The following is a 21,268-nucleotide window of genomic DNA, read 5'->3' on the forward strand; positions in this document are numbered from 1 at the left end:
GTGTAGGAGGAGGGCCCCGCGCCTCAGCCGCGGGAGGCCGCCCGGGGGAGGTACCGCGGGATCCAGCGGGCGAGCGCCCCCGCTCCGCCCAGACCGAGCACCCCCATCACGACGGCGGCGAAGGGGAGGGAGATCAGGGCGGTGAGCGCCGACACGACGATCGGGGCGGCGGCGTTGCCCGCGTCGCCGGTGAAGCGGAACGCGCCGAGGAACGGGGCCGGATCGGCGGGGGGCGCGAGATCGGCGCCGATGGTCATCAGGATCCCGGAGCCGATGCCGTTCGCGGCCGCGAGCACGCAGGCCACGGCGACGAACCAGGGCACCGGATCGAGGGCGAGCACCGAGGCGGCGAGGGCGAGGTGGCCGAGCCCGAGGCCGATCATCGAGGGGATCGCGGTGGCGCCCCGGCCGAAGCGGTCCATCAGCTGGCCGCCGGCGTAGAAGAGGGCGAAGTCGAGCGCGCCGGCGATGCCGATGATGATCGCGGTGTCGGTCTCGGCGAGCCCGATGCTCACCGCCCAGAGGGGGAGGATCAGCGTCCGGCTCGCCCGCAGCGCCCCGATCACGGCGGCGCCGGTCCCCATCCGAGCGAGGACCCCGCGGTGCTCGCGCAGCGTCCCGAGCAGCGACTGCGGCGACTCCGGGACGGTCGCCGACGCCTCCGCGGCGACCACGTCCTCCGGAGCGGCGCGGTCGGCCGCGGCCTGCGCCCGCCGCAGCACCGTCGCGGGGTCGGGCACGAGCAGCAGGACCACGACCGCCGCCACGCAGCAGACGATGTGCACCCAGAAGACGGACTCGACGGAGCCGGTGAGGTGCACCACCCCGGCCGCCAGGAACGGGCCGATCAGCCAGCCGGCGCGGAACGCCCCGGCGAGGGCGCTGAGCGCGCGGGCGCGGTGCGTGATCGGGACGAACGACGTCATGAACGCGTGCCGCGCCAGCGCGAAGACCGCGGTCGCGAGGCCGATCACGAAGACGCCGATCGTCAGCCCGACCCATGACGTCGAGAGCAGGCACACCACGAGCCCGAGGATCGACGCGGCCGAGGCTCCGAGCATCGCGCCGCGCTCGCCGATCCGGGAGACGATCCAGCCGCTGGGGATGTCGCCCGCCAGCTCGCCGATCATGATCATCCCCGCCACGAGGCCCGCCAGGGCCAGCGTCGCGCCGAGGTCGCCGGCCGCGGCCGGCAGGAGGGGGATGATCGCCCCCTCGCCGATGGAGAAGAGGAGGGTGGGGAGGAAGGTCGACAGCAGCAGCGGCCCGACGGGGAAGGGGCGCGGAGCGGTGCTGGTCACCGTCCCCAGGGTACGCCCGGGCCGGAGGGCGGCCCCCGGCCCCCGGTAGTCTGGACGCACCATGCTGGACAACGACTTCACCGAGCAGATCACTGCTCTCCGCTCCACCTTCGCCGACATCCGCGCCGTCATCGACGTGGACGGTCTCCGCTCGAAGATCGCCGAGCTCAGCGAGCAGGCCGGCGCCCCCGACCTGTGGGACGACACGGCCAACGCGCAGAAGGTGACCAGCGCCCTCAGCCACCGCCAGTCCGAGCTCGCGCGGATCACCGCGATCGACCGGCGCCTGGACGACCTCGAGGTGCTCGTCGAGATGGCGAACGAGGCCGAGGACGCCGAGTCCGAGCAGGAGGCGATCGCCGAGCTCTCCTCCCTCCAGAAGGTCATGGGCGAGCTCGAGGTGCAGACCCTGCTCGACGGCGAGTACGACGACCGCCCCGCCGTGGTCACCATCCGCGCGGGAGCGGGTGGCGTCGACGCCTCCGACTTCGCCGAGATGCTCATGCGCATGTACCTCCGCTGGGCCGAGAAGCACAAGTACGCGGCGACCGTCATGGACGCCAGCTACGCGGAGGAGGCGGGCATCAAGTCGGCCACCTTCCAGATCGACGCCCCCTACGCCTTCGGCACGCTCTCGGTCGAGGCCGGAACCCACCGCCTCGTGCGGATGAGCCCCTTCGGCGCCGCGGGCAAGCGCCAGACCTCCTTCGCCGCGGTCGAGGTCATCCCGCTGATGGAGGAGGCCGGGGCGATCGAGATCCCCGACAACGACATCCGCGTGGACGTCTTCCGCTCCTCCGGCCCCGGCGGCCAGTCGGTGAACACCACCGACTCCGCGGTGCGCCTCACCCACCTGCCCACCGGCACCGTCGTGTCGATGCAGAACGAGAAGAGCCAGATCCAGAACCGCGCCGCGGCGATGCGCGTGCTCCAGTCGCGGCTCCTGCTGCTGCAGAAGGAGCAGGAGGCGGCCACCAAGAAGGAGCTCGCCGGCACCATCACCGCGAGCTGGGGCGACCAGATGCGCAGCTACGTCCTCGCTCCGTACCAGATGGTGAAGGACCTGCGCACCGACCACGAGGTCGGCAACCCCTCGCACGTGTTCGACGGCGATCTGGACGGCTTCATCGCCGCCGGGATCCGCTGGCGGAAGTCCTCCTAGCGCGGCTCGGGCGCGTCCCCACCGACGCGCCGCGCGCCCCCTCGGCGGACTCTTCGGGATCGTCGCTTACCCTCGTACCGACATGATTCGCTTCGACAACGTCTCCAAGCAGTATCGGGGCGGCACGAGACCCGCCCTCAACGCCATCGATCTCGAGATCCTCCGGGGCGAGTTCGTCTTCCTCGTCGGCGCCTCCGGCTCCGGCAAGTCGAGCTGCCTCCGCCTGATCCTCAAGGAGGAGCGTCCCTCCTCCGGGTCGATCCACGTGCTCGGGCAGAACCTCGGCAAGATCTCGAGCCGCAAGGTCCCGTACTTCCGCCGCAACATGGGCGTCGTGTTCCAGGACTTCCGGCTGCTGCCGAACAAGTCGGTCTTCGACAACGTTGCGTTCAGCCTCCAGGTGATCGGCAAGTCGAAGGGCTACATCCAGGAGGCCGTCCCGGACACGCTCAAGATGGTGGGCCTCGCGGGCAAGGCGTCGCGCCTGCCCCACGAGCTCTCCGGCGGCGAGCAGCAGCGCGTGGCGATCGCCCGTGCCGTCGTCAACAAGCCGGCCGTCCTGCTGGCCGACGAGCCCACGGGCAACCTCGACCCGACCACGAGCGCCGGCATCATGGCGCTGCTCGAGCGGATCAACGCGGGCGGCACGACCGTGATCATGGCGACCCACGAGGCCGGCATCGTCGACCAGATGAAGCGCCGCGTCATCGAGCTCTCGGCCGGCAGCATCGTCCGCGACGAGAGCCAGGGCGGCTACGGCCAGACCGAGAGCATCACCGTCGTCCACGACGGCGTCGTGGTCGTGGCGGCCGACGACCACGCGGTCGCCGAGCAGCCCGCGCCCCCGGCGATCATCGACAGCGAGCTCGCGCCCGCCGAGGTCCCCGAGATCGACCTGCGCCAGGAGGCCCCGGCCCCGCCGCCCGAGCCGGCCCGCCTCTCGCAGACCGCCGCCCAGCCCCGCGTCCCCGAGGGCCGCCGCTCCGCCGCCGTCGAGCCGGAGCGCGAGCCGGAGCCGGCCGCCGAGCCCGCCGCCGCCCCGCGCGTCGTCGAGCTGCAGAGCCAGACCGGTCCGATCTTCCTCCCCGCCGACACCGGCGCCCTGCCCGAGGAGTCGCTCGCCGCGCGCCTCGGCCTCCGCGCCCACGCGGGCGAGGGCGACGAGACCGGCGACGACCAGCAGAACGTAGGACCCGTCAAGTGAGATTCGCACTGATCTGGTCGGAGGTCGCCAGCGGCCTCCGGCGCAACGTCTCCATGGTCGTCTCGGTGATCCTGGTGACCTTCATCTCCCTCACCTTCGTCGGCACGGCGATCCTGCTCCAGATGCAGATCGGCCAGATGAAGAACTTCTGGTACGACAAGGCGCAGGTCGCGGTGTACATGTGCACCGCCACCTCCGGCGGCTCGAACTGCAGCGGCTCCGACGCCACCGCCGAGCAGATCGACGCGGTGCAGGGCCAGCTCGAGGGCGCCACGCTCGCGCCGTACATCGACCGCTCCTACTTCGAGGACCACGACCAGGCCTACGCGAACTTCCAGGAGCAGTTCGCGGGCAACCCGGTCGCCGAGTACGTCACTCCCGACCTGCTCAACCAGACCTTCTGGATCAACCTGAAGGACCCGACCCAGTCGGACGTCATCGTGGAGAGCCTGTCGAGCGTCTCGGGAGTCGAGAGCGTCACCGACCAGCGGCAGTACCTCGACCAGATCTTCTCGATCCTCAACGCGGCGAGCTACACGGCGATCGGCATCGCCGTCCTGATGCTCGTCGCGGCCGTGCTGCTCATCGCCACCACGATCCGCCTCTCGGCGTTCTCGCGGAGACGGGAGCTGGGCATCATGCGGCTCGTGGGGGCCTCGAACAGGTTCATCCAGACCCCGTTCATCCTCGAGGGGGTCTTCGCCGCGCTGGTCGGCTCGATCCTCGCGGGAGTCGCGGTGGTCGCCATCGTGCAGGTCTTCGTGCAGGGGTTCCTGGCGTACCGGATCCCGCTGACCTCCTTCGTGGGACTCGACGACGCTCTGATCGTCGTGCCGATCCTGATCGTGGTCGGCATCGTCCTGGCCGCCGTCTCGGCGAACGTCGCGATCGCGCGGTACCTGCGGGTCTGATCCCGGACCGGACGTATACTGGTGGGCTGTCCCGTTCGGGGCGGCCCACCGGTGCATCGCCCCGACGATGCCCGCCCCCTTCATCCGCTCGCGACCCGAGGAGCAGCCGTGCCCAGAGAACAGGGACAGAAGGTCGTCGCGACCAACCGCAAGGCGCGCCACGACTACCTCATCGAGGACACCTACGAGGCGGGCCTCGTGCTCACCGGCACCGAGGTGAAGTCCCTCCGGGCCGGCCGAGCCTCGCTGGTCGACGGCTACGCGTTCGTCGACGGGGGAGAGGCGTGGCTCGACGCCGTCCACATCAACGAGTGGGCCCAGGGCACTTGGACGAACCACCCGCCGCGCCGCAAGCGCAAGCTGCTGCTGCACAAGGCGCAGATCCTCAAGATCCACAACAAGGTGAAGGAGGGCGGGTACACGCTGATCCCGCTCTCGCTGTACTTCAGCGACGGCAAGGCCAAGGTCGAGCTTGCCGTGGCCAAGGGCAAGAAGGACTACGACAAGCGCCAGGTCCTCCGAGAGCGCCAGGACCGCCGCGAGGCGGACCGTGCGATGTCGACCCGCCGCCGCCTCGGCGAGTAGGCCCCGGCGGGCACTGTCCGACGGGTGCCGCGCAAGCCTCTTCTTCTCGCACCGCGCTTTGGGAGACTGGGGCGCGTGACCTCCCCCGAGAACAGCGCCCCCGCCGCCCTGAGCGCCGCCGACGAGAAGACGCGGTGGCGCGCTTTCGCGGTGAGCGTCGGAGTCGCGGCCATCACGATCCTCGACCTCTCGAAGGTCAACGTCGGCCTGCCGTCGATCGAGCGCTCGCTCGGAGCGGATGCGAGCCAGCTGCAGCTGATCGTCGCGGGGTACGCGCTCGCCTTCGGACTGGCGCTCGTGCCGGCCGGCCGGCTGGGCGACATCCGCTCGCGCCGCCTGCTGTTCCTGATCGGGCTGACCGCGTTCACGGTGACGAGCCTCCTCTGCGCGCTCGCGCCGTCGATCGAGCTGCTCGTCGTCGCGCGCTTCCTGCAGGGCGTCGCCGCGGGCATCCAGATGCCCCAGGTCCTCGGGCTGGTGCAGCAGATGTTCACCGGCGCCGAGCGTGCCCGGGCCTTCGGGGTCTTCGGCGCGACCATCGGCCTGTCGACCGCCTTCGGCCCGACCCTCGGCGGCCTCCTGATCGCGATCGGCGGCGAGCAGGACGGCTGGCGCCTGCTGTTCTGGATGAACATCCCGCTGGGCGTCGCCGCGCTGGTCTTCGCCTGGAAGCTCATCCCGAAGAAGCGCTCGCGGCCCGAGGGAGACCGGTCCCTCGACCCGGTCGGCCTGCTCCTGCTGGCGGTCGCGATCTTCGCCTTCATGCTGCCGTTCCTGCTGACCACGGGCTCCTCCTCGGACTCGCCCTACCGCTGGTTCTGGCTGGTCCTCGCCGCGGCCGCCGCCGCCGTCTTCGTGCGCTGGGAGGCGCACTACGCCGCGTCGGGGCGGACGCCCGTCATCGACTTCCGCATCTTCCGGACCAGCTCCTACCGCAACGGCATCCTGGTCGCGACCTCCTACTTCGCCGCGATCCCGGCGACCTTCCTCCTCACCACGCTCTTCCTCCAGCAGGGGCTCGGCCTCGAGCCGGTGTTCGCCGGCATGGTGAGCATCCCGTTCGCGCTGACCTCGGCGGTGACAGCCTGGTACGGCGGCAAGCTCGTGCAGCGCTACGGCCGCGCACTGGTGGTGCTCGGCATCGTGCTCGTGGTCATCGGCTTCACGCTCGTGCTGCTCGCCGCCGAGCTCCTCCCGGCCGAGACCGCGGCCTACGGCATGGGTGCCGCGATGCTCGTCGCCGGGGCCGGCGGCGGCTTCGTCGTGTCGCCGAACCAGACGCTCACCCTCGCCGAGATCCCGCCGGCGCAGGGCGGCGTGGCGGGCTCCGTGGGCCAGCTCGGCCAGCGCGTGGGCACCGCGGTCGGCACCGCCTGCGCCTCCGCCGTCTTCTTCGCGACGCTGGCGAGCGAGCAGGGGATGGCGGAGGGGCTGGACCGCTACCACGACGCCTTCCGCAACGGCTACTTCGTCACCCTCGGGCTGATCGCGCTCGCGCTCGTGCTGGGTCTGCTCGATCTGCGCCGCCGCCGGGTGACCGCCCGCGGAGCTGAGGTAGACTAGGACCCGTAACTCCACAGTGTGCGACGAACGACCCACTCCAGCGGCCTCCGGGCCGTCGAGTGCTCGCGGGGATGATCGGTTTCGACATTGCCTGCGAAACTGCGAGAAGCGGGTCGAGGATCCAGGGTCATCTCGTCAACGATCCCTGGAAAACACAGGTGCCGAACAGAAGCGCACCGACTTCGCTCTCGCTGCCTAAGCCAGAGTAGATAGTCCGTCAGCCCGTGGGTGCGTCCTCGCCCCGGATCCTGGCGTCATCTAGAGGACTTGCTGCGTCGTTACGCCTGAGGGCGACGCGGGACTTGCACTCGGGCTGGGCCCGTCGACCGATGCGCCGATGGTAACGGTCGGGGCCGAGCAGAACGCTCTCATCGGCTACACCCGTAGAAGGCGCAGAATCACAGCGATGGACGGGGGTTCGATTCCCCCCATCTCCACCACCGGTCGTCGTCGCACACTGGGAGCTCCGCTCCGCCGCCCTCACGACGGTCGCACGTCGAGCTGTCTGATCCGCCCGTAGAGGGTGAGCATCGCCAGCCGGTCGTCGTCGTCGTGCGCCGGGCCGGCGAGAGCCTGCGGCGGGGCCCAGTCCCGGTAGAGCACGCCCGGCGCCAGCACGGCGACGGCGGTGCCGGCCGGGTAGTGGGCGCTGCGGTCCACCGGCAGCTCGGCGAACGCGTCGGGCAGGAGCCGGTGCAGCACCTCCAGCAGAGGACGGAGCCGTGCTGCTCGCGCCTCGTGCACGGAGAGGGTCACGGCGTTCATCGCGGCGAGCGCGGCCACCAGGTGCTCGGCGGCGGCGTCGTCGTCGCACCGCTCGGTGACCAGCAGCGAGACCACTCCGCGCGGCTTCAGCCAGCCGAGCGTGGCGGCCTCGGCGTCGCCGTCCACCGAGACGACGCGGTCGGAGGCGTGCGCGTAGTCGTGCAGGAGCCGCGACCAGACGTCGCCCGGGCCGGGCCCGTCGACCTGCGCGACCGCCTCCGCCGCGGCGAGCAGGGAGCTCCGCCGGTGGAGCCTCGGGAACAGGCTGTCCGCCGGTCCCCAGTGCTGCTCGGCCGTGCGCGAGCGCTCGGGGGGTTCCTGATCGTGCCGGTCCTGCATGTCGACTCCTGAGCCGCCGGTCTCCGGGCCCCCTCGCGCCTGCCGGTCGTCCCTTCACCCTGCGCTCCGCCGGAGCGCGTGTCAATGAGCCGAACGGGGGTCGATCGGAGCCGTGGTCAGCGAGCGGAGCCGAAGAGGCTGCCGGTGGTGGAGTCGTCGGCCGGATCGAGGACCGCGCAGACGATCGTGCGGTCCCCGTGGCGCCAGCCGACCTCGGAGGGGACGAGCGAGCGGTACTCGAGGGCGGAGTCGCCGTAGGCGATCCCCATCACGGCGCCGAACTCCGGCTCGCAGCCCGCCTCGGCCTGGGCGAGCAGCGTGTTGCGGCTGGTGTATCGGTCTCCGGGCTGCGCGAACGTGTGGAAGACCTCCAGTGCGTGCTCCTCGGCGCAGGGAACGACGTCCACGTCGGCGATGCGGTCGTCGCCCGGGTCGGCCAGGCAGTCGCCGCGCCGCAGCGAGAACACGTCGGTGACGCCGGCGGTCGCCACCGTGCCGCCCTCGTCACGCACGGCCTCCGGGCCGTCCGGCCCGACGACGGAGGAGCAGCCCGAGAGGAGCAGGAGGAGCGCCGCCGAGGCGAGCGCGGCCGTCCGGCTCCTCATCGCGGCGCCACGATCGCGAGCACCTCGTCGTGCAGCAGGCCGTTGGTGGCGACGGCGCTGCCGTGCCACGGCCCGTCCTCCCCGTCGGCGGAGGTGAAGCGGCCGCCCGCCTCCTGCACGATCGGCACCAGGGCCGCCAGGTCGTAGGGCTTCACGTCGAACTCGCCCGCACCGTCGAGGAGGCCCTCGGCGACGAGCATGTAGGGCCACGCGTCCCCGTACGCCCGGTCGCGCCAGACGGCGCCGGCGAGCTCGAGCAGCTGCGGGAGACGGCCCGCGCCCTCCCACTGCTGGATGCTGTTGTAGCTGAAGGTCGCCGATGCGAGCGTGTCGATCCCCGAGACGCGCAGCGGTCGCGGCTCGGCCCCGGCCTCCAGCTCGACGGCCCAGGCGCCGGAGCCCTCGGCCGCCCACCAGCGCGTGCCGAGAGCGGGACCGGAGACGACTCCGACGACGGGGACGCCGTCGACCGCGAGCGCGATCAGGGTCGCCCAGATCGGGACGCCGCGGAGGAAGTGGGCGGTGCCGTCGATCGGGTCGAGGATCCACTGCCGCGAGGCCTCGCCCGAGGTGCCGAACTCCTCGCCGAGGATCGCGTCGTCCGGACGCTCGGCGGCGAGCAGCGCGCGGATCGCCTCCTCGACGGCGCGGTCGGCGTCGGTGACCGGGGTGCGGTCGAGCTTCGTGTCCACGACGAGGTCGAGCGCGCCGAACCGCTCCCGCGAGATCGCATCGGCCGCGTCCGCCAGGCGGAGGGCGAGTCGGAGGTCGTCGTCGAAGCTCTGGTCACTGCTCTGCGGGGTCACGCGACCACGATACCGGTGGGTCCCGCGGAGCCTCCGATCGCTGCCGCGGGCGTTCCGTCGCGCTCGATTTGACGAGACGGGGGGAGACGCTGGTAATGTGATCCCTCGGTTCGGCACGCACGATCAGCCGGCCGGAACGCACCTCTAGCTCAATCGGCAGAGCAACTGACTCTTAATCAGTGGGTTCTCGGTTCAAGTCCGAGGGGGTGCACCACCAGCCCCGCACCTCCTTGTGAGGTGTGGGGCTTCGTCGTTCCCGGTCCGTGTCCGTTCCCGACCTCCTCGGAGCGCCCGCGGGGGGAGCGCCGGCCCGTGCTCACTCGCTGGAGGGTGCGGCGGTCGACGGGTCGAGCAGCGGCAGGACTCCGCGGAAGCCGGCGCTCGTGGAGCCGATACCGACGTCGAGCGCGTCGGAGGCCCGGCCCTGGTCGTCTGCGGCGGCGGTCAGGCTCAGGGTGATGCCCGTCCGCGTGAAGGTCCGGGCGACGGTGCTCCAGGCGAGGTCGACGTCTCCGTCCGCCGACGCCAACAGGCGCCTGAGCATCCGCACGGTGTCCGGCGCAGAATGCGGACCGACGCCCGTTCGCGTGGCAGGATCTCCGTTCGCTTCCGTTTCCCCTCCAGAAAGGACCGATGTGCCCGAAGACGTCCTCCCCGTGATCGGCTCGATCGCGCTCGCCGTGGTGATCGCGGTCGTGATCGCCGTGGTCGCGACCGCCGTCGTCGCCCTCGTGCTGCGCTCGGTCGGCAAGCGCAAGACCTGGGCGCGCCTGCTGATCCGGCGTCTGCGCATCCCGTTCCGCGTGCTGCTGATGACCATCGCGGTCTGGGCCGCGCTCGCCGCCACCGTGTCGGGCGACCCCTGGCCGGGTCTCGTGCAGCGGGTGTTCCAGATCGCCACGATCGGCGCGGCGGCGTGGGTGATCGGATCCCTGTTCGTGTTCCTCGAGGACCTGGGCGCCGAGCGCTACCGGACCGACACGGCCGACAACCGCCGGGCACGCCGCCTCCGCACGCAGATGACGATCATCCGGAGGGTCGCCGTGGCGGCCGTCGTGGTCATCGCGATCGGCGCCTCGCTGCTGACCTTCCCCGAGGCCCGCACGGCCGGTGCGAGCCTCCTGGCCTCGGCCGGCGTGCTCTCGATCGTGGCGGGCCTGGCCGCGCAGTCGAGCCTCACGAACATCTTCGCCGGGATGCAGCTCGCCTTCAGCGACGCCATCCGCCTGGACGACGTGGTGATCGTCGAGACCGAGTGGGGGCGGATCGAGGAGATCACGCTGACCTACGTCGTCGTCCACCTCTGGGACGACCGCCGCCTGGTGCTTCCCACGAACTACTTCACGACCCAGCCGTTCCAGAACTGGACCCGCACCGGGTCCGAGTTGCTCGGCGCCGTCGAGCTCGACCTGGACTGGCGGGTCAGCCCCGAGCAGATGCGCGAGGAGCTGCACCGCATGCTCGAGGAGACCGACCTCTGGGACCGGCGCACCAGCGTGCTGCAGGTGACCGACGCGACGGGCGGCTTCGTCCGGATCCGGGTGCTCGTCACTGCGAAGGACGCGCCGACGCTCTTCGACCTGCGCTGCTACGTGCGCGAGCGGCTCGTCTCGTGGCTGCACGAGAACGACCCCGTCGCCCTGCCGCGTCAGCGCGTCGAGATGGAGCGGGAGCCCGCTCCCGCCGCGACCCCGCGCCGGCACGGGTCCTCCGCCCCGGACAACCTGTTCTCGGGCGACGAGCGCTCGAACGAGCGGGGGGCGATGTTCACGGGTCTCATCGACCTGCGGGACACCCCGAAGCGGGACACCCCGAAGCGGGAGCTGCCGCCGAGGGACTGACTCCTGCGAGGACGCCGCTCCCACGGCCGCACCCGGGGTGCGCGCGGCGAGCGGCGTCCCGCAGGGCGGTCAGCGGTTCACGGAGCTCATGTCGGCGTAGCGGTCGCCGACGGGGGCCTCGAGCGCGCCGAGGACGTCGAGCTGCTCCGCGGTCAGCACGAGGGCGTCCGCGGCCGCGTTCTCCTCGATGCGCGAGACGCGCTTGGTGCCCGGGATCGGAGCGATGTCCTCGCCCTGGGCGAGCAGCCAGGCGAGCGCCACCTGCGCGGCGGTCGCGTCCGCCTCTGCCGCCACACGGTCGACGGCCTCCACGATGCGGAGGTTCGCCTCCAGCGCTCCGTCGGCGAAGCGGGGGTTGTCGCGGCGGAAGTCGTCGCTGCCCAGCTCGGCGACCGAGCGGATGCTGCCCGTGAGGAAGCCGCGGCCCAGCGGCGAGTACGGGACGAAGCCGATGCCGAGCTCGCGGAGGACCGGCAGCACCTCCGCCTCGGGGTCGCGGGTCCACAGCGAGTACTCGGACTGCACAGCGGTGACCGGGTGCACGGCGTGAGCGCGCCGGATCGTCGCGGGCGCCGCCTCCGAGAGGCCGTAGCCGCGGAGCTTGCCCTCCTGGATCAGCTCCGCGAAGGCCCCGGCGGTCTCCTCGACGGGGACGCCCGGGTCCATGCGGTGCTGGTAGTAGAGGTCGATGCGGTCGGTCCCGAGGCGCGCGAGCGAGCCCTCGACGGCGAGCCGTAGGTTCTCCGGGGAGCCGTCGAGTCCGCGGCCCCCATCGCCGCGGTGGCGGATCATGCCGAACTTGCTCGCCAGCACGACCTCGTCGCGGCGGCCGGCCAGCGCGCGGCCGAGCAGCTCCTCGTTGGTGTACGGGCCGTAGATCTCGGCGGTGTCGAGGAACGTGACGCCGAGATCGAGGGCGCGGTGCACGGTGCGGATCGACTCCGCGTCGTCGGTGCCGGCGCCGGTGTAGAACGCCGACATGCCCATCGCGCCGAGACCGAGGCGCGAGACCTCGAGAGCGGCGACGTCGGATCCGAGGGTGATCGTCTTCATCAGTGGGTGGTCCTCTCCTGGTACGCCGCGATCTTGATGTCGATCGCGGCGAGGCTGGCGTGTGTCCGGGCGAGCTGCGCCTCGACCTCCTCGCGGTGCGTCCGGAGCAGCGCGAGGCGCTCCGGCTCCGTGGCGGGCCCGATCCGGAGGAGCCGGGCGTACTCGCGGATCCGCGCGATCGGCATCCCGGTCGCGCGGAGCTTGGTGAGGAAGTCGACCCAGCCGACGTCGGCCGGCCGGTAGCGGCGGTGCTGCGACGAGGCGCGCTCGACCGGGTCGAGCATGAGCCCGGCGCGCTCGTAGTAGCGCAGGGTGTGCACGGTGAGACCGGTGACGGCGGCGACCTGCGAGATCGACAGCACATCCGGCTCGGCCGGGGCGGCGGTGGCGGTGGACATGGCGTCAACCTACGACTTCGAGTGCGCTCGAGGTCAAGCGGGAGCGGGCGACTCAGCCGACCTCGCGGCTGAAGCCCAGGAGGGCCTCGGCGATGCGGGCGTCCGCCTCCTCGTGGCTGATGGTCGCCTCGCCGTCGCCCGCCTGCGGCCCGTACCAGCCGAAGTCGGCGTGGTTGGCGCCGTCGATCTCGACGAGGTCGGCGGAGGAGGGCAGCCGGACGCTCGCGTCGGCGACCTTCTCCGGCGTGCTGAGCCCGTCCTCCGATCCGCTGACACTGAGGACGGGGAGCCCGGAGCCCGAGAGGTCGTTCGCGCAGTAGCTGCCGAGCAGCACCAGGCCCGCCACCGCCGGGTCCTCGGCCCACTGGCAGGCCTTCACGCCGCCGAGGGAGTGGCCGCCGACGAGCCAGCGGTCGACGCCCTCGGCCTGGCTGGTGAAGGTCTCGAGCGAGCGGAGATCGAAGAAGGCCAGGTGCAGGATCGGCCGCGTGATCACGACGGTCGCCCCGGCCTCGACCAGCGGAGCCAGGGTCGCCTCGTAGGAGGAGGCGTCGACCTTCGCTCCGGGGATGAAGACCAGGCCCGTGCCGGCCAGCTCGCCGGTCGAGGTCGGCGTCATCACGAGCGCGTCGTCCGTGCGCTCGACCGCGATCGCGGGATCGGCGCGCACGCGGGCGAGGGCGTCCTCGTCGGGGCCGCTGACGATCGAGCTCCAGGTGAGGAAGCCGAGGACCGCGACTCCGAGGACTCCGCCGATGCTCGCGAGAACGACGCGGCGGCGCCTCATCGGGCTGCCGCGATCGCGTCGGCCGCCTGCACCAGGGCGAGGTGGGAGAGGGCCTGGGGAGTGTTCCCCGCGTGCCGGCGGCCCTCGACGTCGTACTCCTCCGAGAGGAGGCCCACGTCGTTGCAGAGCCCGACGAGCCGGTCCATCAGGGTCCGCGCGTCGTCGATCCGGCCGGAGTCGGCGTACTGCCGGACGAGCCAGAAGGAGCAGGCGAGGAACGGGTGCTCGCCGCCCGCGAGGCCGTCGACCGAGGACTCGGTCCGGTAGCGGTGCAGCAGGCCGTCCTGCAGGAGCACGCGCTCCAGCTCGGCGACGGTGCCCAGCATCCGCGGGTCGTCGGCGGGGACGAACCCGACCATCGGCAGCACGAGGAGCGACGCGTCGACCTCGGGCGAGCCGTAGGACTGCACGAAGTGGCCGCGCTCGGCGTCGAAGCCCTGGGCCTCGATCTCGGCGCGCACCTCGTCGCGGAGGCGCTCCCAGGTCTCGACCGGACCGGGCAGGCCGTTCTCGCGCACGGCGCGGACACCCCGATCGAGCGCGGCCCAGATCATGACCCGCGAGTGCGTGAAGTGCCGCGGCTCGCCCCGGATCTCCCAGATGCCGTTGTCCGGCCGCTGCCAGTTGGTCTCGACGAAGCCCAGGAGCGCGCGCTGGAGCGGCCAGGAGAACTCGGTCTCGTCCACTCCGGCCACGCGGGCCTCGTGCAGAGCGACCATCACCTCGCCGATCACGTCCGCCTGGTACTGGTCGACGGCGGCGTTCCCGATCCGCACGGGGGAGGCGCCGTCGTAGCCGGGCAGGCTCGGCATCTCCCGCTCCGGCAGGTCGCGCTCGCCGGCGAGGCCGTACATGATCTGCACGTCCTCCGGCGCGCCCGCGACCGCGCGGAGCAGCCAGGCCCGCCACTTCTGCGCCTCCTGCTCGAACCCGTGCGCGAGCAGGGCCTGCAGGGTGAGCGAGGCGTCGCGGAGCCAGACGTAGCGGTAGTCCCAGTTGCGGGCGCCGCCGAACTGCTCCGGGAGCGAGGTGGTCGCCGCCGCGACGATGCCGCCGGTCTCGTCGTCGGTGAGGGCGCGGAGGGTCAGCAGCGAGCGGACGACGGCGTCGCGGTGCGGGCCGTCGTAGTCGATCGCCGACGCCCACGCGGACCACCAGGACAGCGTGCGCTCCAGCGCGCGGTCGACGTCGAGGCGCTTCGGCGCCCGCTGGTGCGAGGGGAACCACGCCATCGAGAGGTCGACGACCGCGTCCGCGTCGACGTCGAACTCCGCCGCGTGGGCGTGGTCGACGGCCTTCAACCGCACTCCGCGCACCACGACCGCGTCGGGCCCGGCGACGGCGACGAGCAGCGGATCCTCGTCCGTCCCCTCCTGCCGCACCCACGGCATGGTGCGGGCGTAGTCGAAGCGGATGCGCAGCTCCTGCCGCATCCGGACGGTCCCCGAGACTCCGCGCACCCGGCGCACCAGCTCGGCGCGCTCGTCGCGCAGCGGCATCACGTCGACCACCTCGACGACGCCGGTGGTCGACGTCCACCGGGTGACCAGCGCGAGCGTGTCGCCGAGGTAGTGGCGCTCGCTCGTCGCCTCCCCGTCCACCGGCCGGAGCGACCAGCGCCCCTGGTCGTCGCCGCCGAGGAGGGCGCCGAAGACGGAGGCGGAGTCGAAGCGCGGCAGGCACAGCCAGTCGATCCCCCCGTCGCGGGAGACGAGAGCGGCCGTGCGGCAGTCGGAGAGGACGGCGTAGTCCTCGATCGGGGAGACCATGCGGCGATCCTCTCAGGTGCGGCTGTGGCCTCCCAGTCAAGGCGGAGCGGGGCTCTTCAGCGCCGCCGTAGGGTGAGCCGCATGGCACAGACCGTCTCGACCCTGCTCATCCTCGGAGCGACGGGGGACCTGTCCTCGCGGCTCCTCCTCCCCGCCGTCGGCCAGCTGCTGACCCGCGAGACCGACCGGCGGGTCCACCTCGTCGGCGCGGGACGCGAGGACTGGACCCAGGAGCACTGGCACGAGGTGCTGACCGCCTCCTTCGCCACCGTCGAGGCGCAGGGCGAGGGCGTGGACGCGCTCACCTCCGGCACGCGCTACCAGCAGGTCGACGTCACCGATCCGGAGGCGCTCGCCGCACTGCTCGCGAGCTGCGCCGGTCCGGTGGCGGTCTACTTCGCCCTCCCGCCGGCGATCGCGGCGAAGGCCTGCGAGGCGCTCGCCGCCCACGACCTGCCGGAGGGCACCGTGCTGGCGCTGGAGAAGCCGTTCGGGACCGACGAGGCGAGCGCGCACGCCCTCAACCAGCGCCTCGCCGCGCTGGTCCCCGAGGACCGCATCCACCGCGTCGACCACTTCCTCGGCCGCGCGACCGTGATGAACGTGCTCGGCCTGCGCTTCGCGAACCGGATCCTCGAGCCGCTGTGGTCGGCCGAGCACATCGAGAGCGTCGAGATCGTCTACGACGAGCAGCTGGCCCTCGAGGGGCGGGCGAGCTACTACGACGGCGCGGGCGCGCTGACCGACATGATCCAGAGCCACCTGCTGCAGGTCCTCGCGGTGATCGCGATGGAGCCGCCGTCCTCGCTCGACGCGGCCGACCTCCGGGACGCGAAGTCGATCGTCCTGCGCGCCACCCGCCTGCACGGCGACGACCCCGCCGAGAGCTCGCGCCGCGCCCGCTACACGGCGGGGACGATCGACGGACGCGAGCTGCCCGCCTACGCGGACGAGAAAGGCGTGGACGCCGCTCGCCGGACCGAGACGCTGGCCGAGCTGGTCGTCGAGATCGACACCTGGCGCTGGGCCGGCGTGCCGTTCACCCTCCGCTCCGGCAAGGCGCTCGGGGAGCGGCGACGCGAAGTGGTCATCCGCTTCAAGCCGGTGCCGCACCTGCCCCGCGGCTTCGTGGGCACCGAGGCGCCGTCCGTGCTGCGGCTGTTCCTCGCGCCCGACCAGATGTCGCTCGAGCTGAACATCAACGGCCCCGGCGACCCGTACACGCTCGAGCGCGCCTCGCTGGAGGCGACCTTCGGCGCGGGCGAGCTGCTGGCGTACGGCGAGGTCATCTCGGGGATCCTCGACGACGACCCGTCGCTCTCGGTCCGCGGGGACGCCGCCGAGGAGTGCTGGCGCATCGTGCAGCCCGCGATCGACGCCTGGCACGCGGACCGGGTGCCGCTCGACGAGTACCCGGCGGGCAGCGAGGGACCCGGGAGCTGGCAGACGCTCTGACGGGCGGCCGGGGGAGGGGCGGCCGCGGGGGATCTCGAGACGGCGGCCGCGCCGCCTCCTCGATCAGCGGGAAGGGCGACGTCGCTCGTCGGGTCGGCCGGAGGGCGAGCCCGCCGGCCGACCGCTCGGGTCAGGAGCGGGTCGCGACGGGGGTGTCGACGGCGACGTCGGCGGGGGCCGGCTCCGCCCAGACGGCGATCGGCTTCGGCTCCCAGGTGAGGGCGGCCGGCTCCACCGGGGGAGTGGAGGCGCGCATCACGGGGATCGCCTCGGTGACCGGGGACGACGTCCGCTCGGCGCCGGCGCGGAGCTGCTCCTCCTGGATGGCGGCGGAGAGCTCGTGGGCGAGGGAGCGCGCGAGCATCCCGTGGAAGATCGGGTCGCGGTCGTCGTGGCTGCGGCGCGTGACGACCCAGGCGCCCTCGGATCCGACGAAGGCCGCGAGCCGCTCGTGGACGACGGCGAAGAGCTCGTCCTGCGTGAGGACGGGGGCCGCCTCGACGACCTCGGGGGCCGCCTTGCGACGCCTCAGACGAAACCTCATGACGAACCCCGTTTCCCGTGCCGGCAGCGACTGGGAACAGTGTCGCCGCCACCGGGTCGGGAGACCGGCTGACACGCCGCCCCGCGGGGAGGCGGCGCGTCAGGAGGGCCTAGCGGTCGCGCTTCTTGCCGCGTTCCTCCTTGACGATCTCCTTCGAGTCGTAGGACACGGAGCCCAGAGCGACGGTGACCGAGATGGCCCAGCTGACCCACTGGAGGGCCAGGCGCCAGTCGCGCGGGCCCTTGCGCGTGGTCTGCAGGATCGACCAGCCGCCGACGATCGCGCTGATGACGCTGGAGTTGAGGATGAACTTGCGCATGAGTGTGCCTCCCGTGTTCACCCCGACGCTAGCGGGTGCGAAAGCTCTCAGAGGAACGCTTGACAGCACCGAGGGGTTGTCCCGCTACGGTGGACCGCCGCCGGGACCCGAATCCTCGAGCCGGGGCACGCCGAGGAGAACGGGAACGACATGCGCACGGCTGTGATCGGGGCGGTGCTGCTCGTCGTCGGGGCGGTGGCCGTCGTCACGGGGGTCCTCCCGATGGACGCGCTGGGCGAGCTGGTCGAGCGGACGGCGCCGATCCTCGGCTTCGTGGTCGCGGTGACCGTGGTCGCCGAGCTGGCCTCCGAGGCCGGCGTCTTCACCGTGGTCGCCGAGCGCTCCGCCGAGTGGGGCCGCGGGCGGACCGCGGTGCTCTGGCTGCTGGTGGTGGCGATGGCCGTCGTCAGCACGGTGTTCCTCTCGCTCGACACGACCGCCGTGCTCCTGACGCCGGTCGTGGTCCTGCTCGCGGCGCACGTGCGCGTCCCGCCCCTGCCGTTCGCGATGGCCACGGTCTGGCTGGCGAACTGCGCCTCCCTCCTCCTCCCCGTCTCGAACCTCACCAACCTGCTCGCGCAGCGGCGCCTGGGGGTCGAGGGCCCCTTCGCCTTCGCCGCGCTGACCGCGGTGCCCGCGCTCGTCGCGGCCGTCGTGCCCGTGCTGATCCTCGCGATCCGCTACCGGCGCGAGCTGGCCGGGCGCTACACCCCGGGGGAGCGGACGCCGGTGGAGGACCGGGTGCTGCTCGTCGGCGCGGGGATCGTCGTGGCGCTGCTCCTGCCGGCGCTCGTCTCGGGCCTCGAGGTGTGGATCCCGGCGACGGTCGCCGCGGTCGCGCTGATCGTCCTCTTCGCGGTGCGCCGTCCCGCGGCGCTCACGCCCGCCCTCCTGCCGTGGCAGCTCGTCGTGTTCGCGTCGGGCCTCTTCGTGGCGATGGAGGCGGCGCACCAGCTCGGGCTGGGCGCGGCGCTCGCCGTGGTCGCGGGGGAGGGGAGCGGGACGCTCGACCTGCTGCGCCTCGCCGGCTCCGGCGCGGTCGCCTCCAACCTGGTCGACAACCTGCCCGCCTACCTCGCCCTCGAGCCCGTCGCGGCGGATCCTCTCCGCCTGGTCGCCCTGCTGATCGGCGTGAACGCCGGACCGCTGATCACCCCGTGGGCCTCGCTCGCCACCCTGCTCTGGCACCAGAGGCTGACCGCGCTGGGCGTGCACGTCTCGTGGCGCCAGTACGCGCTCCTCGGGCTCGTCGCGGTCGTCCCGACGGTGGGCGGAGCGACGCTCGCCCTCGCCCTCGTGCAGGGCTGACCCCCCCCCGTCCCCCGTGCGGGGCCGGCTGCTAGCCTCGACGGGCACGACGACGGCTCGACCGACGAAAAGGGACCACCATTCCTCCGCACTCCGCCTCCGCCTCCTCCGCCGCTGACAGGACCGACGCCGGGACCTCGGGAGGGACAGAGCGCAACGCGTTCGTGGTCGTCTCGAACCGCCTCCCGGTGGACCGCGTCGTGGCCGAGGACGGCACCGCGTCCTGGAAGACCTCACCCGGCGGGCTGGTCACCGCGCTCGAGCCCGTGATGCGCGCGAACGAGGGCGCCTGGGTCGGCTGGCCCGGCGTGGCCGACGAGGAGGTCGCCCCGTTCGTCGACAACGGCGTGCAGATCGTCCCCGTCGCCCTCAGCGCGCAGGAGCTCGAGGACTACTACGAGGGCTTCTCGAACGACACGCTGTGGCCGCTCTACCACGACGTGATCGCGCCCCCGACCTACCACCGCGACTGGTGGGACGCCTACGTGCGGGTCAACCAGCGCTTCGCCGAGGCGGCCGCGGCCGTGACGGAGGAGGACGGCGTGGTCTGGGTGCAGGACTACCAGCTCCAGCTCGTGCCCAAGATGCTGCGGGAGCTCCGCCCCGACGTCACGATCGGCTTCTTCAACCACATCCCGTTCCCGCCCTACGGGATCTTCGCGCAGCTCCCGTGGCGCCGGCAGATCGTCGAGGGCCTGCTCGGCGCCGACGTGATCGGGTTCCAGCGCCAGGGCGACGCGGGCAGCTTCCTCCGCGCGGTCCGGCGCCTGCTCGGCTACGACACCCGCAGCACGGTCGTCGAGGTCCCGGTCGAGGAGGAGGCCGTCGGCGGCACCCGCCGCGTCAACCGCTCGCGGCGCGGGGCGAGCGTGCGCCCGGTCGTCGCCCGGCACTTCCCGATCTCGATCGACTCCGCGTCGTTCGAGGCGATGGCGCGCACCCCCGAGATCCAGGCCCGCGCCGCCGAGATCCGCGCCGAGCTGGGCAACCCCGCGACGATCATGCTCGGCGTCGACCGGCTCGACTACACCAAGGGGATCGGCCACCGCCTGAAGGCCTTCGGCGAGCTCCTGGCGGACGGCCGCCTCACCTCCGAGGACGCAGTGCTGGTGCAGGTCGCGAGCCCGAGCCGCGAGCGCGTGGACACCTACCGGCAGCTGCGCGACGACATCGAGCTGCAGGTCGGCCGGATCAACGGCGACTACAGCACGCTCGGGCACCCGGCGATCAGCTACCTCCATCACGGCTACCCGCGCGAGGAGATGGTGGCGCTCTACCTCGCCGCCGACGTCATGCTCGTGACGGCCCTGCGCGACGGGATGAACCTCGTCGCGAAGGAGTACGTCGCGTCCCGCTTCGACAACGACGGCGTGCTCGTGCTGAGCGAGTTCGCCGGAGCGGCCGACGAGCTCAAGCAGGCCGTGCAGGTGAACCCGCACGACATCTCGGGGCTGAAGGACGCGATGGAGGCCTCGGCGCGGATGCCGCGCGTCGAGCGCACCCGGCGCATGCGCGCGCTCCGTCGCCGCGTGCTCGAGAACGACGTGGCGCGCTGGTCCGAGTCGTTCCTCTCCGCTCTCGCGGAGCACGCGGCCGGCCAGCAGCTCGACGTGCGGCCCGCCGCCCGCGGGCAGGAGGCGCCGCACGGCCAGGAGGCCGAGCACCGCGACGACGCGGCCCACGGACAGGCGGCCGAGCTCGAGCGGGAGGCCGCCGACGACCGCGAGCTCGACGGCGGCGCGCGATGAGCGAAGGAGTGCCTGAGCGGCTCGCGGCGGCGCTGCGGGAGCTCGCCGCGACCGAACGGCTCCTGGTGGCCCTCGACTTCGACGGCACCCTCGCGCCCGAGGTCGACGACCCCGCCCGCGCGCGGGCGCTCCCCGAGGCGCGCGAGGCCGTGCTGCGGCTCCTCGCCCTCCCCGGCACCCGGGTCGCGCTGGTCTCCGGCCGGGCGCTCGGGAGCCTGGAGGAGGTCTCGCAGCTGCCGGACGAGGCGCTGCTGGTCGGCTCCCACGGCATCGAGATCCGCCTCGACCCCGAGGAGGACGCGGTCCGGCTCGACGACGACGAGCTCGAGAAGGTGGGAGTGCTCGAGGACGTCCTGAAGGGCATCGCCCGCGGGATCGACAACGTCTGGATCGAGGACAAGCCGGCCGGCTTCGCCCTGCACACCCGCCTCGCGACCGAGCGCCACAGCCGCGTCGCCCACGTCGTCGCCCTCTCCGAGGCGCGCGCCGAGGTGCAGGGGGTCACCGTCCGCGAGGGGAAGAACGTCCTGGAGTTCTCGGTCCGCTCGACCACCAAGGGCGAGGCCGTGCAGCACCTCCGCCGCTACACCGGCGCGACCGCCGTCCTCTACGCGGGCGACGACGTGACGGACGAGGACGCCTTCGCGGTCCTCGGCTCCGGCGACGTCGGCATCAAGAGCGGCGAGGGCACCACCGCGGCCTCCTACCGGGTCCGCGGTCCCGAGCAGGTCGCGCACGCACTCCGGCTGCTGGCCGACCTGCGCGCGGAGTAGCAGCCCCCTTCCGGCGGTCAGCGCCGGCGGGT

21 protein-coding genes, 1 tRNA gene and 1 other RNA gene are annotated in these 21,268 nt (G+C 72.6%); 12 read left to right on the top strand and 11 right to left on the bottom strand.

Features of this window, described 5'->3' with window-relative positions:
• Positions 1–23: 23 nt before the first annotated feature.
• A complete protein-coding gene (locus C5B93_RS05815) occupies positions 24–1,301 on the bottom strand; it encodes an MFS transporter (protein WP_258059482.1) in 1,278 nt (425 codons plus the stop codon).
• Positions 1,302–1,362: 61 nt separating this feature from the next.
• Here C5B93_RS05815 and prfB point away from each other — a divergent pair, with 61 nt between their 5' ends.
• The 6 genes from prfB (at position 1,363) to ssrA (ending at position 7,166) form a co-directional block, all read left to right on the top strand.
• On the top strand, positions 1,363–2,463 hold the full coding sequence (gene prfB / locus C5B93_RS05820; RefSeq protein ID WP_104226967.1) for a peptide chain release factor 2: 1,101 nt from the start codon (positions 1,363–1,365) through the stop codon (positions 2,461–2,463).
• 82 nt (positions 2,464–2,545) lie between these two features.
• Positions 2,546–3,667, top strand: a complete 1,122-nt coding sequence (ftsE, locus tag C5B93_RS05825; protein WP_104233202.1) for a cell division ATP-binding protein FtsE — start codon at positions 2,546–2,548, stop codon at positions 3,665–3,667.
• Positions 3,664–4,578 carry a permease-like cell division protein FtsX gene (ftsX, locus tag C5B93_RS05830; RefSeq protein WP_104223559.1) on the top strand — a complete coding sequence of 305 codons (915 nt, stop codon included), beginning with the start codon at positions 3,664–3,666 and terminating at the stop codon, positions 4,576–4,578. Before ftsE ends, ftsX begins: the two co-directional genes overlap by 4 nt.
• A 108-nt stretch (positions 4,579–4,686) precedes the next feature.
• Positions 4,687–5,163, top strand: coding sequence for an SsrA-binding protein SmpB (gene smpB, locus C5B93_RS05835; RefSeq protein ID WP_104223558.1), 477 nt, complete (start codon positions 4,687–4,689; stop codon positions 5,161–5,163).
• Positions 5,164–5,238: 75 nt separating this feature from the next.
• Entirely contained in the window at positions 5,239–6,726 is a 1,488-nt protein-coding gene (locus C5B93_RS05840) for an MFS transporter (protein WP_104223557.1), read from the top strand.
• Between the two features lie 67 nt (positions 6,727–6,793).
• Positions 6,794–7,166, top strand: a transfer-messenger RNA (tmRNA) gene (gene ssrA / locus C5B93_RS05845).
• Between the two features lie 40 nt (positions 7,167–7,206).
• Here the strand turns inward: ssrA and C5B93_RS05850 are convergent.
• The 3 genes from C5B93_RS05850 to C5B93_RS05860 form a co-directional block, all read right to left on the bottom strand.
• Positions 7,207–7,830: a hypothetical protein gene (locus tag C5B93_RS05850; protein WP_104292011.1), complete on the bottom strand. Its 624-nt coding sequence runs from the start codon at positions 7,828–7,830 to the stop codon at positions 7,207–7,209.
• 116 nt (positions 7,831–7,946) lie between these two features.
• A complete protein-coding gene (locus tag C5B93_RS05855) occupies positions 7,947–8,435 on the bottom strand; it encodes a septum formation family protein (RefSeq protein ID WP_104238162.1) in 489 nt (162 codons plus the stop codon).
• On the bottom strand, positions 8,432–9,241 hold the full coding sequence (locus C5B93_RS05860) for an inositol monophosphatase family protein (protein WP_104292012.1): 810 nt from the start codon (positions 9,239–9,241) through the stop codon (positions 8,432–8,434). Before C5B93_RS05860 ends, C5B93_RS05855 begins: the two co-directional genes overlap by 4 nt.
• 138 nt (positions 9,242–9,379) lie before the next feature.
• On the opposite strand from C5B93_RS05860, the gene C5B93_RS05865 reads away from it, so the two are divergent.
• Positions 9,380–9,455, top strand: a tRNA-Lys gene (locus tag C5B93_RS05865).
• A 102-nt stretch (positions 9,456–9,557) separates the two neighbouring features.
• Here the strand turns inward: C5B93_RS05865 and C5B93_RS17210 are convergent.
• Complete coding sequence (locus C5B93_RS17210) at positions 9,558–9,785, bottom strand: hypothetical protein (RefSeq protein ID WP_181068352.1); 228 nt, start codon at positions 9,783–9,785, stop codon at positions 9,558–9,560.
• 91 nt (positions 9,786–9,876) lie between these two features.
• Here C5B93_RS17210 and C5B93_RS05875 point away from each other — a divergent pair, with 91 nt between their 5' ends.
• Positions 9,877–11,082 (top strand): mechanosensitive ion channel family protein, encoded by a 1,206-nt coding sequence (locus C5B93_RS05875; protein WP_258065409.1) that lies wholly within the window; start codon positions 9,877–9,879, stop codon positions 11,080–11,082.
• Between the two features lie 69 nt (positions 11,083–11,151).
• On the opposite strand, the gene C5B93_RS05880 is transcribed toward C5B93_RS05875, so the two are convergent.
• From C5B93_RS05880 to C5B93_RS05895, 4 genes are read right to left on the bottom strand one after another with little or no spacing between them, the layout of a single operon-like run.
• Complete coding sequence (locus tag C5B93_RS05880) at positions 11,152–12,135, bottom strand: aldo/keto reductase (RefSeq protein ID WP_104238158.1); 984 nt, start codon at positions 12,133–12,135, stop codon at positions 11,152–11,154.
• Positions 12,135–12,533, bottom strand: a complete 399-nt coding sequence (locus C5B93_RS05885) for a MerR family transcriptional regulator (protein ID WP_104292015.1) — start codon at positions 12,531–12,533, stop codon at positions 12,135–12,137. Before C5B93_RS05885 ends, C5B93_RS05880 begins: the two co-directional genes overlap by 1 nt.
• A 52-nt stretch (positions 12,534–12,585) precedes the next feature.
• Complete coding sequence (locus tag C5B93_RS05890) at positions 12,586–13,320, bottom strand: alpha/beta hydrolase (RefSeq protein WP_104223550.1); 735 nt, start codon at positions 13,318–13,320, stop codon at positions 12,586–12,588.
• Complete coding sequence (locus C5B93_RS05895) at positions 13,317–15,089, bottom strand: glycoside hydrolase family 15 protein (RefSeq protein WP_104292016.1); 1,773 nt, start codon at positions 15,087–15,089, stop codon at positions 13,317–13,319. The genes C5B93_RS05890 and C5B93_RS05895 overlap by 4 nt, the downstream gene beginning before the upstream one ends.
• A gap of 81 nt (positions 15,090–15,170) precedes the next feature.
• Between C5B93_RS05895 and C5B93_RS05900 the strand changes: the two genes are divergently transcribed.
• Positions 15,171–16,544: a glucose-6-phosphate dehydrogenase gene (locus tag C5B93_RS05900; RefSeq protein ID WP_181068342.1), complete on the top strand. Its 1,374-nt coding sequence runs from the start codon at positions 15,171–15,173 to the stop codon at positions 16,542–16,544.
• 130 nt (positions 16,545–16,674) lie between these two features.
• Here the strand turns inward: C5B93_RS05900 and C5B93_RS05905 are convergent, their stop codons facing one another.
• Both C5B93_RS05905 and C5B93_RS05910 read right to left on the bottom strand, forming a co-directional pair.
• Positions 16,675–17,088, bottom strand: coding sequence for a hypothetical protein (locus C5B93_RS05905; RefSeq protein ID WP_104233213.1), 414 nt, complete (start codon positions 17,086–17,088; stop codon positions 16,675–16,677).
• Between the two features lie 109 nt (positions 17,089–17,197).
• Positions 17,198–17,407, bottom strand: coding sequence for a hypothetical protein (locus tag C5B93_RS05910; RefSeq protein ID WP_104223546.1), 210 nt, complete (start codon positions 17,405–17,407; stop codon positions 17,198–17,200).
• Positions 17,408–17,557: 150 nt separating this feature from the next.
• Here C5B93_RS05910 and C5B93_RS05915 point away from each other — a divergent pair, with 150 nt between their 5' ends.
• The 3 genes from C5B93_RS05915 (at position 17,558) to otsB (ending at position 21,236) form a co-directional block, all read left to right on the top strand.
• The gene (locus C5B93_RS05915) at positions 17,558–18,715 is read left to right on the top strand and encodes an SLC13 family permease (protein WP_104233214.1); all 1,158 of its coding nucleotides are present in this window, start codon (positions 17,558–17,560) and stop codon (positions 18,713–18,715) included.
• A 164-nt stretch (positions 18,716–18,879) separates the two neighbouring features.
• Complete coding sequence (locus C5B93_RS05920) at positions 18,880–20,463, top strand: trehalose-6-phosphate synthase (RefSeq protein ID WP_104250140.1); 1,584 nt, start codon at positions 18,880–18,882, stop codon at positions 20,461–20,463.
• Positions 20,464–20,471: 8 nt separating this feature from the next.
• Positions 20,472–21,236 carry a trehalose-phosphatase gene (gene otsB / locus C5B93_RS05925; protein WP_258068156.1) on the top strand — a complete coding sequence of 255 codons (765 nt, stop codon included), beginning with the start codon at positions 20,472–20,474 and terminating at the stop codon, positions 21,234–21,236.
• The last annotated feature ends 32 nt before the right edge of the window (positions 21,237–21,268 follow it).

The organism is Rathayibacter sp. AY1A2, from assembly GCF_002930935.1.
Classification (GTDB): Bacteria; Actinomycetota; Actinomycetes; order Actinomycetales; family Microbacteriaceae; genus Rathayibacter.

Excerpts from the sequence above, each read along its gene's own strand:
- prfB (WP_104226967.1), top strand. The coding sequence starts at position 1,363 with ATGCTGGACAACGACTTCACCGAGCAGATCACTGCTCTCCGCTCCACC.
- ftsE (WP_104233202.1), top strand. The coding sequence starts at position 2,546 with ATGATTCGCTTCGACAACGTCTCCAAGCAGTATCGGGGCGGCACGAGA.
- C5B93_RS05850 (WP_104292011.1), bottom strand. The coding sequence starts at position 7,830 with ATGCAGGACCGGCACGATCAGGAACCCCCCGAGCGCTCGCGCACGGCC.
- C5B93_RS05855 (WP_104238162.1), bottom strand. The coding sequence starts at position 8,435 with ATGAGGAGCCGGACGGCCGCGCTCGCCTCGGCGGCGCTCCTCCTGCTC.
- C5B93_RS17210 (WP_181068352.1), bottom strand. The coding sequence starts at position 9,785 with ATGCTCAGGCGCCTGTTGGCGTCGGCGGACGGAGACGTCGACCTCGCC.
- C5B93_RS05880 (WP_104238158.1), bottom strand. The coding sequence starts at position 12,135 with ATGAAGACGATCACCCTCGGATCCGACGTCGCCGCTCTCGAGGTCTCG.
- C5B93_RS05885 (WP_104292015.1), bottom strand. The coding sequence starts at position 12,533 with ATGTCCACCGCCACCGCCGCCCCGGCCGAGCCGGATGTGCTGTCGATC.
- C5B93_RS05890 (WP_104223550.1), bottom strand. The coding sequence starts at position 13,320 with ATGAGGCGCCGCCGCGTCGTTCTCGCGAGCATCGGCGGAGTCCTCGGA.
- C5B93_RS05895 (WP_104292016.1), bottom strand. The coding sequence starts at position 15,089 with ATGGTCTCCCCGATCGAGGACTACGCCGTCCTCTCCGACTGCCGCACG.
- C5B93_RS05900 (WP_181068342.1), top strand. The coding sequence starts at position 15,171 with ATGGCACAGACCGTCTCGACCCTGCTCATCCTCGGAGCGACGGGGGAC.
- C5B93_RS05905 (WP_104233213.1), bottom strand. The coding sequence starts at position 17,088 with ATGAGGTTTCGTCTGAGGCGTCGCAAGGCGGCCCCCGAGGTCGTCGAG.
- C5B93_RS05910 (WP_104223546.1), bottom strand. The coding sequence starts at position 17,407 with ATGCGCAAGTTCATCCTCAACTCCAGCGTCATCAGCGCGATCGTCGGC.
- C5B93_RS05915 (WP_104233214.1), top strand. The coding sequence starts at position 17,558 with ATGCGCACGGCTGTGATCGGGGCGGTGCTGCTCGTCGTCGGGGCGGTG.